The sequence below is a fragment of the Neobacillus sp. NPDC093127 genome, assembly GCF_044754175.1.
In the GTDB taxonomy this organism is placed as follows: domain Bacteria; phylum Bacillota; class Bacilli; order Bacillales; family Cytobacillaceae; genus Neobacillus.
Map to the genome: position 1 here is coordinate 168467 of NZ_JBIVOP010000005.1, position 14663 is coordinate 183129.

A 14663-nucleotide genomic window follows, 5' to 3' on the forward strand; every position below is an offset into this window, starting at 1 on the left:
TAATTTTAGGTAGTCAAATCATATAAATGCGGCACACGGTTCTTGTCGGCATAGCCGTCATTATATTCTCTTTCGCCTGATAATGCTTCAACAGGACATGCTGTGACGCATTTCAAGCAGCCTTTGCAATATTGGTAGTCAATCCCTTGGAGGAACATTTGCGGCCGGCCGCGTTTGTCTTCTTTTTCTTCCCAAACAAAGCAAAAGTCAGGGCAAGCCGTATCACAGGCTGCACAATTAATACATTTTTCTTCGTGAAAATGGGGCAGCATCCCGGCACGGGAAATGCTTAAATCCTTTAAAATGCTGTTCCCTGGATTTGTAATGGTTCCGCCAATCGCTTGAGTTTGATAGCCTAGGAGCGGTTCAGCTCTCGTGAATGGTTGTGGTTCGTACCCATCATCAACCAAATAGGTTTTGAATTCGACTTCATTGTACCCGCGGTCAAACGTCCGAATATTTGGTTCAACCATGTGCGGATACTTTTTCTCGAATGTGCGGCGAATCGTCTGTTTCATTGATTCAGGGTCTAAGAAGCCGAGAATTCGATAAAGCGCTCCCAACATTGCCGTGTTGGCTTTTGTTTGCTCTTCTAAAGCAATTCCGGTTGCATCAACAATGGCGATTGTTCCGCCAGTAATTTTCATTAACGTCTTCAGTTGGTCAGGGGATTTTTGTGAATTCACTAAGATGTTGCTGTCAGGATAAACCCCGCTTGTACAATCGATGGTTTTAAAAAGGGCATCATGGAAAATACCTACTACATGTGGGCGTTCAATTGGTGTCGTGTCTCTGATGTTTGTTTCAGGTTCGCAAAAACGAATATGCGCTTTTACTGGGGAGCCTTTTTTCTCTGATCCGTATGATGAAAAACCGATTCCGTTCAGTCCGTTTCCTACAACTCCATCCTCGGAAAGCATTTTTCCAGCCAAATTAGCTCCCAATCCGCCGATTGATTCAAGGCGAATTTCAAAAAAACCTAATTCATTGGTTTTCGGCAGTTTTGACAAACGTATTCCTCCTATCTGTTTAAGTCGACCTAACAATTGGAATTTTATAAATTTTCTATAAATTATCCATTTTTATTGTAACAGGATAGAAAATCAATTACAACAGATTATTAAGGGGAAAACGAACAATAGCCTTAAAACCCTTTTTTCATCCTCTTTTTGCAGGGATTTATGTATTAGAATATTTAATATTTACGACGTGATGTAGTACAGAATAAAAATGTTGTATAACAGAAGTTGAATCCATAGACGAAACAGAAACAATATTCGGTCTATTTTGTATAAAACCTAGAAAGATATAGCAAAAAACTTATAATGGGATATAATTAATCCAATATGTGTTTGTGTATATATGGGATCACAAAGCTATATGGGGGAAGGGTTTATGGTTGAAATAAAAACAATAAAAATTGATGGTGAAAGTATTCATGTCTTTAAAAGTGCCATCTATATTTTTGAATCAAGCTCTGGATATACCTTGGAATTAGATATCATTGTAAGTGAGCTTGCAGTGAAAAAATATAAAAAGATAGAAAACCTGATTATTGAGATTGAATTAGCAGATGGTCGAATCATAAATTCGATTATGCATGTAAAAATCCTGTCAGGGGGATTGCCGCAGCTTAATTTATTTTGTGAACTTGATGACATTCAAGAGTATGAGGATTTCGAAAAAGTGAACGAAAATGATTCTTGGTTTCCGGATATAGAAGAAGGTATTACTATAGAAGAAATAAGAAAAGTGGAAATGCCATTTGAAGATATTAGTATAAAATTAAAACTGCCAATCGACCAGGTTGAATGGTTAAAAAGTCAAAAAAAGGGAGCATTAAACGAAATGTTCCAAGCCTTCATTTCGGATTATTGGAAAAAGCAGAAATGAAAGAAATGACTTCTTCAATCCACAAAATTTGTAAAGTTCCTCCGACTTATTACGCATTTTTATAATTAAAAGCGAAAAAAATTCGTTTTGGTTGTATAATAAGTACTTGTTATTTAATTGAAGGAGGAATTATTTTGATGGTATGGACTTTAGGCGGATTGTTTGTATTATCCGTTTTATTACTGATCATTTCTATATTAAAATCTAACCATGTGGCTAAAATGGAACATAATCAAATTGATGTGATTCATATATCCACGATGAAAGAAATCAATGCCCTTCAAGAATCAATTCGGAATCTTGAGCTTGATATAGAAGTGGTAATGAACGAAGCAGGGATTCAACTTTCTTCAGAGGAAAAGGTTTTCATGCGTGAAGTACTAGACTTATATAAACGCAATTACTCGATCGAAAGTATCGCAAAACAAAAACAAGTACCTGAAAGTGAAATTGAACAGAGGCTGGCTCCTTTTCAGAAAATAAAGGATGAAGGGAGAAAAGTTGCCAATGAGAATTAACTTATTAAGCAGCTTTGCAGCAGGGATTCTTATCGCCACAACAATTAGTGGAATTGTTTATTTTTCTAGTACAAGTGATACGCCAAAAACAGCTGCAAAAATAGCGACTAACCAAAAAACAGTAAAGGTTCAATCATCAGACAACGAGATGAAAAAAAACCTTGAAACGAAAGGCTATGTCGTTCAATCGAAAGCTGAATATGACAAGAATATGCAAGCAGCAAAGGCAACCGTCCAAAAACAAGCCCCGGCTGATGACAAAAAGCCTGCTAAAGAGGTTACACGAGTCGTCGTTGGCGTATCCGATGGAATGACCAGTATCGATGTCGGAAAAATGCTTGAAAAAGCCAAATTGATTCCGAATGGATTTAATTTCTCTATGGATGTAGAGAAAAAAGGGCTAGATAAAAATTTGCGCCCAGGTACTTATGTAGTTGATAGTGAAATGTCCACCGATCAAATAATTACTACTATTTTTAAGTAAACATAAGTATATAAAGGTGCCTTTCCCCCTGTGATGTAACGCTGAAAAGCAGCGGGAGTCAGGCACCTTTTTTAATGATTCAATTGAACCTCGATCCATTTTCGTACGCTATTGATAAACCAGATTCTTGTGCTTTTTTGTATATCAGCAATGGTTAATGTCTTCTCGTGAATTTCTCCGGTTTTAAGTAACTTTTCACGGAATGTGCCAGCTAATAAGCCGCTTTTCACGGGCGGTGTCCACAGTAATCCTTCAATTTCTAAAACGAGATTCCCATTAGTAAACTCAGTCAACTCTCCGTCCTTATTCCAAAGGAGCACATCGAAAACATGAGCAGGTTTCTTTATTTGAAAGTGGGAGTAAATATCCCGATTCGTTGTTTTATGATAAAGGAAGGGCACGTTTTTATCTAACGGTTTGTCGGCAAGGATAACCTTTAATGCAGCCTTCGGTGGTGTGATTGGGTTTCCTTCAATTATAATTTCCCCATCCTTTGCCAAAAGGAGCCGAACTTTTAACTTCCCTTCGTTATTTTGTCTCGAAAACGCTTGTAATGCCTCGTTGACAACCTCTAAATTACATAGAAAACCGAAGTATAGAGCTGTATTTTTCAAGCGATTGAGATGTTCATCTAACAAGAAATAGCTTCCGGCGTCTAATAATAAGCTTTCCAGCAATTGAAACACTGGTCTGTTTTCTTCAAGTAAACTTGCTTTTGCAACGATTTCTTCATATTCACCTTCAGTAGTTGAATCCCATGTAATCCCGCCGCCAACGCCGTAGGTTGCTTTACCAGATTGATGTTCAATCAAAACAGTTCTAATCGGTACATTAAAAATAGCTTCCTTGTTCGGTGTAATAAAACCAATTGCCCCACAATAGACATTCCGCGCTGCCGTTTCTAAATCAGCAATAATGTTCATCGTGCTGATTTTTGGAGCACCAGTAATCGATCCGCATGGAAATAGGGCTTTAAAAATTTCAACGAGTTTAGTATTGGCTGAGACCCTTGCTGTAATGGTTGAAGTCATTTGATGAACGGTTGGGTAACGTTCAATTTCAAAAAGCTTTGGAACCGAAACCGTACTAGGTTCGGCGATTATGCCTAAGTCATTTCGCAGCAGATCAACAATCATGAGATTCTCAGCCCGGTTTTTTTCAGAATGATAGAGCCAGTTGGCGTTTTCTTCATCCTCTACAACGGATTTTCCTCTTTTTGTTGTTCCCTTCATCGGTCGAGTAGTAATTTTGTCACCGTCTAAATGAAAAAACAGTTCTGGAGATGCAGACAAAATACTATGCTCACCTGTGTTGATGTAGGCACAATAATTGGAAGCTTGAGCTCTCTTTAATTTTTCGTAATAAGCGATATCGTCACCTTGGAAGTGAGTGTTTAGTTGAATCGTATAGTTTGTCTGGTACGTATCGCCACTTTCAATCGCTTGTTTTATCGATAGGATAGATTTATTGTATTCATCTGTACTAACAGATGGGTTCCATTCCGTATGTGAATATGTACCATTACTGCTGAGCGGTTGATGAAGCGGCTCCGAAAAGATTCCAAACCATAGCAGCGGCATTGAACTTTTGTCCTTGACTCTATAAGCAAAATCGAAAGCGGGCGCACTTTCATATGATAAAAAACCAGCAGCATAATAACCGTTATCAACGGCATCCTGGACAAATTGAAAGCTTGGAAGTACATCTTCGATAGTATCCGCCATTATCACCTGGATTGGGTTTTGAAATGTAAGCGGTTTTATCTTGCCGTTCGATTCGGCAAATTCAAACGATAACAGAGGTTGTTGTATTATTTTCATTCTTACAGTCCTTTTAAAAGAGTTCTCTACGTCTGTAATCCGTTTTCGGCCACGATAGACTCAGGATGGAATACAAGATTACAATAAATTTAAAACCCTTTCATGTCAATGTATAAATGAGAAACGTTTCATTAAAAATATTGACACCAGCGTCACAAGTGACTACAATTTTAGTTAAGTTAATTTGTATTTATAAAGGAGTAATTGAATCATGGAAATGAAGAAATCTGAGAATATTACAAGAACGGATCGGCGCAAGGCGAGGATTAGGGAGCAGCTTATTACTGGAGCTATGAAAGCGTTTGCTGAAGTTGGTTATATGAAGACCACGGTGGATGACATTACATCCCGTGCTGACGTTGGACATGGAACCTTTTACCATCATTTTAAAAATAAACAGGACCTCCTCGGTAAATTGGTTGATGAGCTGGCCGATAAGGTAAATGACTATGTTCAGCCGAAGAACATGCAATTAAGTATTTACGAAAGAATGAGATATGAAGCCCGTGGAATATTGGAATATTATGTGAATAATAGAAGCATATTGTTGGCATTAAAGGAAGCCGTAATGGTGGAAAAACAATTTGAGGGTAAATGGCTGAAAATTAGCGAAAGCTTATTTAAGCGAATTGAACATGACATCAAAGGATCAGTGGATAAGGGGTACTGCCACAACATAAATGTAGATGTAACTATTCGCTCGTTAACTTGTATGTTTGAGGGATATGGTCATTATTTAATGACGGAGGACTTGGGTTCAGAGGATATCAATGCGGTTGCAGATTCTCTAACAGACCTATGCTATCGAGCCATTTTTAAAACACAATAATTCTGGTTAAAAGAATCACTATCTATCTTTTTGAAAACTAAAAGGGGGAAACTGAAATTGCTGTCTCAAATAGGAGTTACACAAGTTACAATTCCACTGCCATTCCGATTAAATCATGTCAATTGTTTTTTAGCAGAAGGGGCCAGGGGCTGGACGATTATTGATGCGGGATTAAATACAGAAGTATCGGAAAATATTTGGAAACCAATTATTGAGAAACATGATGTGAAGGATATCATCATAACGCACTATCACCCTGACCATTTTGGCTTTGCTGGAAAACTGCAGGAATTAACAAATGCTGATGTTTGGATGACTGAGGTGGATGCGCAAGCAGGTTTGAGCTACTGGGAACCCGAATCAATGGAATGTGTAAAAAAAAATTTTTACACATACGGCCTTCCTCAAGACAATCTATCCGAATTAATCGTTGATGAAGAAAGATTTCTTAATCGAGTTCAACCATATCCTATGGTCAATCAGTACCTCACAGAGGGTATGAAACTATTATTTGGCAAACACGAATATGAAGTTATTTTCACCCCAGGTCATTCTGATGGATTAATTACATTATATAATAATGAAAATAGTATCCTTTTTTCTACTGATCATATCTTACCAAGAATTTCACCGAATATTTCTTATTTTTTTAGAGGTATTCGTAATCCACTTGAATCCTTCTTTCAATCGCTGAACAAAATTAAATGTTTAGATGCAGATGTTGTCATACCTTCCCACGGTAAGCCATTCCGAAATGCCAATAAAAGAATTGAAGAATTATTGGCGCACCATCAAGAAAGATTGGAAATAGTCTATCAATCTATTAAGCAGCCTTCTTCGATCATTGAAGTTAGCCGGCAGCTGTTTAAAAATTTGACAATCCACGAAACCCGATTCGCAATTGGAGAAACCTTAGCACATTTGGAATACCTGTTTTTGAATCAGCAGTGTACAAGAAGATTTGTTAATGGAACATGGTTTTACGAGGCTGTTTAGGTTTATTTATAAAAATTTTTACGAAAATATTGACATTGTAGTCATATATGCCTACAATGTCAAATAGGGAATAGTCGGAATATTATAAAAGTTATTTTGGAGGTGATGAATATCGAGAATAAGTGGTAAATATGCAAACAATTTTTTTGAATCTAGATTCTTCGTGCATAAGACTAAAAACGGAATAATCATCAAACCTCATGCTTTTACTTCACCTCAGCTAATCATACTTAATGTGATGTCCTAAACTTTATCTGTCAAGGGGAGATCAATATGGAAAACCACAATGTGTACAATACTAGACGTTTAACTGAATCGTATTGGCCAGCTGATACATCTAGAACTTTGCATGACTCAACTGTTGCTCAGGTATTACGGCAAGCAGCAGCAGAGGTACCGAATCGAATTGCATTAATAGATGGGGAAAATGACCCGGCAAATCGCAAACGCTGGACCTACGCTCAACTTCTCTCAGACGCAGAACGGGTGGCATGTGCCCTGTTAAACAAGTTCAAGCCTGGTGAGCGGGTGGCCATATGGGCACCAAATAGAATTGAATGGATGTTAATCGAATATGGCTGCGCGATTGCAGGTATCATTTTGGTCACGGTGAATCCTGCTTTAAGGGGAAAAGAACTCGAATATGTTTTACGGCAGTCAGTGGCAGCAGGTTTATTCCTAACGGAGGAATATCGTGGTCACAATATGCTCCAAACAGCCCTTGATGTTCGTGAAAATTTACCGGCGCTTAGAGAAGTGATCAATTTTTCAAGTTTCGAGGATTTCATTCATTCCGGGAACAAGTCTGTAACCTTCCCGGAAGTGAAGTCAGAAGATCCTTTTGTGATTATGTACACGTCGGGAACGACCGGCAACCCAAAAGGAGCAATCCTCCATAATAAAGGTATGACTAATAGTACAAAATTCATGGCCGAACGGGCCGGAATGGCAGAAGGAGGCGTGTGGGTAAATGTCATGCCATTGGTTCATATGGGCGGTTGTGGTTTCGCCGTATTGGGAACTTTGCAACAGCGTGGTACCCATGTACTAGTGGGAGGTTTTGACCCAGCTCTTTTTCTAAAGCTTGTTGAGGAAGAGAAGGGGACATTTGCTCTCCTCGTCCCTACGATGGTAGAGGCTATCCTAAACTTACCTGAACGAGATCAGTATGATCTTTCAACGTTGAACTCTATTTTGTCTGGAGCATCGAAAGTAGAACCATATTTAGTTAGGCGTGTTAAAAATGAATTGGGCTGTGGAATGTCGATCGTGTGCGGGCAAACAGAGATGCACGGGGGGACGACGCAAACTCATCTCGATGATACGCCAGAGGACCAGGCTGAAACCATTGGGCAGCCATATCCCCATATTGAAGTAAAAATCGCTGACCCAGCTACCGGTGATGTGCTCCCGCTTGGGATGGATGGAGAAATCTGCTGCCGTGGTTATCAAACGATGGTTGGCTATTATAATATGCCGGAAGAAACGGCCGCTACACTAAAGGATGATGGATGGCTCCACTCCGGTGATTTTGGCTCAATGGACGAACGCGGCTTCATAAAGATTAGGGGACGATTGAAGGATTTGATAATTCGTGGAGGGGTCAACATTTACCCGATTGAAGTAGAAAACCTTTTGAAGGAACATCCGAAGGTTGAAAATGTATCAGTTGTTGGCTTGCCGGATGAATACTGGGGAGAGCAAGTGGCTGCAATCATTATACCAAAGTCACCTGAGAAAAAACCAACTGAAGAAGAATTAACTGAATACTGTAAAGCGAATTTGGCGAGTTATAAAAGGCCTAGGTTTTGGTTTTTCGTTAATGAGTTCCCGACAACGGCAGCAGGTAAAATCCAAAAGTTCAAGCTGCGTGAAATAGTACTAAAAGATGAACCTCAGCTTAATTAAAAATAGAGTGGATTAATGTAAGTTGATCTCTTTGTCAAAAAAGGGGATTTTAAAACCTTAGTAAAATTAAATTAATGTTTCGGAGATAAAATACGAATTTACAAAGGGAGCTGAAAAATTGGGCTCCCTATTTCTGATTTTTCAAATTGAAACTAGGGACTAAGTAAGCATAAATACATATAATTAAGTTATTGACACTAGTGTCATATATGACTACAATGTATTTAAAGGAATTATCTGAATATTAAGGAAGTGAAAAGCAACCTTGAATGAATGGTTGATAGTCACGCTATCAAGGTGAATGCCTGCGTCCAGCAAAGAATTTGCCGTTGGTCCAACTATAAAGAATAGGGGGTTAAAAAGGTTTATGCAGGATGTATATATCATTGGAATCGGGATGAATAAATTTGGTAAATATCCGTTTGAGACAGTTCGTACCATGGCAGAGGACGTAATTCATCAATCATTAATCGATGCTGGGATAAACAAAGAGGATTTAGAAGCTGGATTCTTCTCCAATACCTTTTGGGGGATGTTTGATGCTCAGCACTCGATTCGTGGACAGGTGGTTTTCAGGGGAATGGGGATGGACCGGATCCCAGTAACTAATGTTGAAAACGCCTGTGCAGGCGCATCAACTGCCCTTCACCTAGCCTATACCGGAATACGGGCAGGAATGTATGACGTCGCCATTGCTGTCGGTTCTGAAAAGCTTACGAACCCTGACAAAGCTAAATCGTTATCTGCCTATTCCAGTTGTATGGATGTCGAAAATTATGAAAAACAGATCGGTTTGCTATTAGATTATGGAAAAAATCTCGTGGGTTCCTATCCTCCAGAAGAATCCGCACCTGGTACTGGCAGAAGTGTTTTTATGGATGTTTACGCGATGATGACTCGCTGGCATATGAACAAGTACGGAACGACGCAAAGACAATTGGCAGCGATTGCATCTAAGAATCACTTTCACTCTTCGCTCAATCCCAATGCACAATACCAGACCCTCATGAGCATTGAAGATGTTTTAAATGATAGCCCGGTAACATTCCCTTTAACCCGCAGTATGTGTGCCCCGGTAGGGGATGGTGCAGCAGCAGTCATCGTTTGCTCAGAATCTTTTATGAAAAAGTTAAAGAAACCGCGTCCGATAAAAATTCTTGCCTCGGTACATGGGCAAGGTGCCGATAGAGACCTTGACGGGGAGGATATCGGTGAAAGACTTGCCAAAGCTGCCTATGAGAAGGCAGGAATTGGTCCTCAGGATATTGACCTTGCAGAGTTACATGATGCTACGGCTTTCGGGGAACTGCACCAAAGTGAAGCGATGGGATTTTGTCCGCCTGGAGAGGGAGGCGCACTTGCTGAATCAGGTGCGACAACTCTTGGGGGATCCATCCCAATTAATACGAGCGGAGGACTTGAGAGTAGAGGACACCCCATTGGTGCCTCTGGCCTTGCGCAGATTTACGAAGTTGTCACACAGCTTAGGGGAGAAGCGGGGGACAGACAGGTGATTGGCTCCAGAATCGGACTTGCTGAGAACGGCGGCGGCAGTATTGGTGTTGAAGAAGCTGCCATGTGTATTCATATTTTAGAAAAAGTGTGACCACTAAAAAGATAGAGAAGGAAGTGGAAATGTGGATTTTAATTTATCGGATGAATTAAATATGTTAAAGGAAATGACGTACAAGTTTGCGGTCAATGAAATCGCTCCACATTCATCGGAATGTGATAAACAAGAGAAGTATACACCAGAAATCCGTAGGCAAGCTGCGGAATTGGGACTGGTTGGAGCCTGGATTCCGGAAAAATATGGCGGTGCAGGAATGGGAATCTTAGGGCAAGCCGTTATTACGGAACAGCTTTCCCGGGTTGATATGGGGATAGGCACGAATATTATTACCGCCAGCTTCGGATGCGAGGCGATTTATCTTTACGGAACAGAGGAGCAAAAACAGAAGTATTTGCCGAAAGTTTGTCAAGGGGAGTGGGTTTCTTCGGGTGCCTTCACTGAGCCGAATGCCGGTACGGATGCTGCCGGATATCTAACGCGGGCTGTCCCCGATGGTGATGAATTCGTGATTAATGGCAGCAAAATATTCATCACCAATGGAACGGTTTGTGATTTTATGGTCGTGCAAGCGATTACCCAACCGGATGAAAAAAGGCACAATAGATTCTCGCAAATTATCGTAGACGCAAATAAGGAAGGAATCACTAGAACTAAACTGCATGGAAAATTAGGAATCCGCGCCAGTGATACGGCACAAATTTCTTTCGAGAATGTCCGCGTCCCTCAGGAAAATCTTGTCGGAACGGATGGTAAAGGATTCCCTCAGCTAATGCATTTTTTTGATATTACGCGAATGATGGTGGCCGCTCAGGCACTTGGAATTTCTCAGGCATGCCTAGATGCTGCGGTCAAGTATTCGAAAGAAAGGCATGCTTTTGGGAACCCAATCGGCAGTTACCAAGCCACCATGACCAAATTGACTGAAATGGCAGTTAAAATTGAAGCACTGCGAAATCTTGTTTATAAGGCGGCGTGGCTCGTTGATACGGGAAAACCCGATTTTACTCTATCAGCAATGGCTAAATATTTGGGTGGTCAGACAGCCGTTTTTTGTGCAAACGCTGCCATAGAAATTCATGGTGGATACGGTTATATGGAGGAATACAGTGTCCAGAAATGGTACCGCGATGCCAAAATTCTCGAAATCTATGAAGGGACGAAGGAAGCCGAAGTCATGGCAATCGGTCGTGTTCTCCAGTCCTAATAACAACTGGGGCAAACAAAAACGTGTTAGGAAATCAGATTATTGATTTCAGAAGATTAAACCTAATCGAAAAAGGAGAAAAACATGATTACCAATCTAGAAGGAAAAGTTGCCCTAGTTACAGGAGGGACGAATGGCATCGGCAAAGCCACAGCTTTAAAGCTCGCAAAGAGTGGTGCTGATGTGGTGATAAGTGGCAGAAACCACGAAGCAGGAATGCAGGTCGTATCTGAAATAAAGGAATTGGGCAGAAGAGCTGTATTTTTAGAATGTGACTTGTTTGTCTATGATTCTGTTAAGGAAATGGCTGACAGGGCCGTTGCTGAAATGGGAAAGATTGATATTTTAATAGCGAACGGTGGAGCTACTGTCCAATATGCCAAATTCTTTCATGAACTGGATCCAAATGACTACGATGGCTGTTTAAACAGTCAACAATCATCCCGGCTTTATGCAATCCGCGCTTTGCTCGACCATATGCGGGAGCAGAATTACGGGAAAATTGTCATTGTTACCAGCGATGCAGGGAGAATTGCAACGCCAAGAGAATCTCTCATTGGGTCAGCAGCTGCAGGGCTGGTGCTAATGAATAAAGCTTTAGCTAATGAATTCGCCCGCTGGCAAATTCGGGTGAATGCCCTTTGTTTAACGGTCATTCAGGACACTCCTGGCTTTGATGCCGTTATGGCTACCGAGGCAAGTCATGTATTTCAAAAAGCAGTCGATCGTGCAAAGCTTGGTCTTCCAAATGCAGAAGATGTCGCAGAGGCTGCGCTTTTCTTTGCCTCACCAGAATCTGACCGAATTACGGGTCAAACTCTTAGTATTAATGGTGGGCTTTCCTTCGCGGGCTAACAAATTTCGATACCTTTTGTTTTTGTAAATTATCAAAATAAAAAAAGTTAGGCAAGTAATTAATGGAGGGACATGTATATGTATCTAAATTTATCAGCAGATGAAATATTAAATAACTTAACCCAAATAGCAGCCGAACCCTACGAAAGAGCAAAAGAGTGGAAAATGGAAACAGGCTCAAAGATTATTGGATGTTACATTATGCATTTTCCAGAAGAATTACTTCATGCAGCGGGAATTTTACCGATTGTACTTCAAGTAAAAGAGGAACCAATTACCTCTGGTCACGCTTATTATCCTTCCTATTTCTGTGGACCCACCCGCAGTGTTGTCGATCAAGCGGCTAAGGGAGAATTAGATTTCCTTGACGCATTCGTTGGCGGAGATTACTGTATTCAAGCCGTTGGCGGTTCAGAGGTAGTAGGGAATCTTCTTCCTAAAGTCAACAACATGTTTTTCCGCTTGCCTGTTGGTAACCAGCCATGGACACAAGGAGATATTGTTCAAGGCTTAAAGGAATTAAAGCGAGATACTGAGAGATTCACAGGCAAAGAGATTAATGCCGACTCCATCCGTGAAAGCATCCGAATCTATAACAAGAATCGCAGCCTCATCAGAGAACTATACGAGTTAAGAACATCAAATCCCGGGATTCTAAGTTCTAGTGAGATGATGTCGATTATTAAGTCAAGTATGCTCATTCCGAAGGAAGAGCATAACGCGATATTAGAAAGTCTATTGCCGAAGCTTACCGAACAAAAGGATTCTAAGCGGCAGGACGCAGTACGTGTCTTCTTATCTGGAAGCTTTTGTGGAGCTCCGAAAAATGAAATATTGTCACTTGTTGAAGAGTCAGGTGCTGTTGTTGTTGGAGATGATCTTTTCCACGGTTTCAGATATGTAAGTGACAATATTCGTGAGGATGATAGGGAACCGTTGGAGGCAATCGCTGCTCATTATATAGATAAGAACACGAACGTACCTTGTCCAACTAGATGTGACCCTAAAACCGACTGGCCTCAATACCTTGTTGACTCGATGAGAAAACATAAGGCAGACCAACTCGTTATTGTGATGGCACAATTTTGTGAACCGCATATGTTCTTCTATCCAGATATCAAAGATGCCATGCAAACGGCCGGAATCCCTCACCTGCTCCTAGAAATCTCACACGAACTTGATTCGATTGAAACCATTAAGACTAGATTAGAAGCCTTTGTTGAAATGGCTGTTTAAATGCTTGTAACAAAAATAGAAAGGAATGATGATAAATGACAGTACAGGAAGCGAAAAGAGCGAATAGGCTAAAATCAGGTAAATTGGTTAACAAACTGGTCAATGAGTATTGGGAGGATCTAATTAATGCAAAGAAGACTGGTAAAAAAGTCGTTTATACGACTGGTCTGCCAATTGGTCCATTTATGGCAGCACAGGATTTGGCGTGGATCCATGGAGAAGGGTACGGTGCACGTGTGGCAGCGAGACACGAGGAAAAAGAACCCCAAACCTTTGCAGAAAACCGCGGTTTTAATCGTGAACTTTGCTCCTATGCCCGAACACAGATGGGTTGTGCAATGTTCGCTGAATTTGGGGTCCCGGATGATTTAATGCCAGGTCCAATTGCAACCGAAATACCGGCGCCGGATGCCATTGTTACCTGCTATCCTGGCTGTTCAACCGGTCCGCAGTGGGATTGGGCCATCGAGCGTGTCTTCGGCAAAAAAATCCCCTGGTTCAATGTCGTCATTCCGTATCATATGGGACGTAACGGCTCTACCTATATGAAAGGGGAAGAATTTGAGGAAAATGTTAAATACGTTGAGAGACAATTTGAAGATTTGATTAAGTTTTTAGAGGTAATAAGCGGGAAACCTTATAATTGGGATAAATTTCAAGAGTTAATGGGTGTAACCAAGAAGGTTGGTCAGCTTCGGATGGAGGCTATGGAACTATGTAAGGCGAAACCAGCTCCTGCCAGCTTCTTTGATTGGTCCATTCAAATTGCACCGGTCAATTATCTCACAGCATGGCCGGGAACAATAGAAGCAATGGAAGCGGTCAAAGCAGAAGTACAAGAGAGGCTAGACAATGGTGTGAGTGCTGTTCCGACCGAAAAGTATCGCATTTTCTGGGAAGGAATCATGAATTGGAATAAGCTTGGCTGGATGGCTGATAAGTTTGCGAGTTATGATGCCACTGTGGTCGCTGGCCGATATACACATATGGCCTTCTGGCATGAACCAGATTCGATAGACCCTGAACATCCGCTGAGGGGAATTGCGATTAATCACCTCGAGTGCCAATTAAATCTTGGTTATCCGATAACTGAGGAACGGATGATGACTTTATCCAAGGAATATTCCATCGATGGTATTGTCTTTCATGGTGCGAGAACATGCCGATCGTTTTCCCGTTCACATTTCTTGTTAGCTGAAAACCTAAATAAAAAGATGGGCATCCAATCTACTTCGTTTGAAGGTGACATGGTCGACGATTCATTCTACAAGGAAGAACTCGTTAACACCCGAATTGAGGCGCTGATTGAAAGCCTTGAAGCTCAGAAAAGCAGATAAAGGAGTGAGT

Annotated in this window: 13 protein-coding genes; 11 read left to right on the plus strand and 2 right to left on the minus strand. The window is 40.8% G+C overall.

Features of this window, described 5'->3' with window-relative positions:
• Positions 1-5: 5 nt before the first annotated feature.
• Entirely contained in the window at positions 6-1010 is a 1005-nt protein-coding gene (locus tag ACIQCO_RS09345; RefSeq protein ID WP_400427718.1) for a 2-oxoacid:acceptor oxidoreductase family protein, read from the minus strand.
• 385 nt (positions 1011-1395) lie between these two features.
• Here ACIQCO_RS09345 and ACIQCO_RS09350 point away from each other — a divergent pair, with 385 nt between their 5' ends.
• The 3 genes from ACIQCO_RS09350 to ACIQCO_RS09360 all read left to right on the plus strand — a co-directional run bounded on the left by ACIQCO_RS09350 (position 1396) and on the right by ACIQCO_RS09360 (position 2895).
• A complete protein-coding gene (locus ACIQCO_RS09350) occupies positions 1396-1893 on the plus strand; it encodes a hypothetical protein (RefSeq protein ID WP_400427721.1) in 498 nt (165 codons plus the stop codon).
• Between the two features lie 137 nt (positions 1894-2030).
• A complete protein-coding gene (locus tag ACIQCO_RS09355; RefSeq protein ID WP_400427722.1) occupies positions 2031-2411 on the plus strand; it encodes a hypothetical protein in 381 nt (126 codons plus the stop codon).
• Positions 2401-2895 (plus strand): aminodeoxychorismate lyase, encoded by a 495-nt coding sequence (locus ACIQCO_RS09360; RefSeq protein ID WP_400427724.1) that lies wholly within the window; start codon positions 2401-2403, stop codon positions 2893-2895. Before ACIQCO_RS09355 ends, ACIQCO_RS09360 begins: the two co-directional genes overlap by 11 nt.
• 71 nt (positions 2896-2966) lie before the next feature.
• Here the strand turns inward: ACIQCO_RS09360 and pabB are convergent, their stop codons facing one another.
• A complete protein-coding gene (gene pabB / locus ACIQCO_RS09365; RefSeq protein ID WP_400427727.1) occupies positions 2967-4715 on the minus strand; it encodes an aminodeoxychorismate synthase component I in 1749 nt (582 codons plus the stop codon).
• 211 nt (positions 4716-4926) lie between these two features.
• Between pabB and ACIQCO_RS09370 the strand changes: the two genes are divergently transcribed.
• The 8 genes from ACIQCO_RS09370 (at position 4927) to ACIQCO_RS09405 (ending at position 14653) form a co-directional block, all read left to right on the plus strand.
• The gene (locus tag ACIQCO_RS09370) at positions 4927-5544 is read left to right on the plus strand and encodes a TetR/AcrR family transcriptional regulator (protein ID WP_400427729.1); all 618 of its coding nucleotides are present in this window, start codon (positions 4927-4929) and stop codon (positions 5542-5544) included.
• A 57-nt stretch (positions 5545-5601) separates the two neighbouring features.
• Entirely contained in the window at positions 5602-6540 is a 939-nt protein-coding gene (locus tag ACIQCO_RS09375) for an MBL fold metallo-hydrolase (RefSeq protein ID WP_400427731.1), read from the plus strand.
• A gap of 273 nt (positions 6541-6813) precedes the next feature.
• Positions 6814-8448: an AMP-binding protein gene (locus tag ACIQCO_RS09380; protein WP_400427734.1), complete on the plus strand. Its 1635-nt coding sequence runs from the start codon at positions 6814-6816 to the stop codon at positions 8446-8448.
• Positions 8449-8815: 367 nt separating this feature from the next.
• Positions 8816-10054, plus strand: coding sequence for a thiolase family protein (locus ACIQCO_RS09385; RefSeq protein ID WP_400427737.1), 1239 nt, complete (start codon positions 8816-8818; stop codon positions 10052-10054).
• 31 nt (positions 10055-10085) lie between these two features.
• Positions 10086-11225 carry an acyl-CoA dehydrogenase family protein gene (locus ACIQCO_RS09390; RefSeq protein WP_400427739.1) on the plus strand — a complete coding sequence of 380 codons (1140 nt, stop codon included), beginning with the start codon at positions 10086-10088 and terminating at the stop codon, positions 11223-11225.
• Positions 11226-11309: 84 nt separating this feature from the next.
• Positions 11310-12080: an SDR family NAD(P)-dependent oxidoreductase gene (locus ACIQCO_RS09395; RefSeq protein WP_400427741.1), complete on the plus strand. Its 771-nt coding sequence runs from the start codon at positions 11310-11312 to the stop codon at positions 12078-12080.
• Positions 12081-12158: 78 nt separating this feature from the next.
• A complete protein-coding gene (locus ACIQCO_RS09400) occupies positions 12159-13316 on the plus strand; it encodes a 2-hydroxyacyl-CoA dehydratase subunit D (protein WP_400427742.1) in 1158 nt (385 codons plus the stop codon).
• A gap of 35 nt (positions 13317-13351) precedes the next feature.
• On the plus strand, positions 13352-14653 hold the full coding sequence (locus ACIQCO_RS09405) for a 2-hydroxyacyl-CoA dehydratase subunit D (protein ID WP_400427744.1): 1302 nt from the start codon (positions 13352-13354) through the stop codon (positions 14651-14653).
• Positions 14654-14663: the final 10 nt, after the last annotated feature.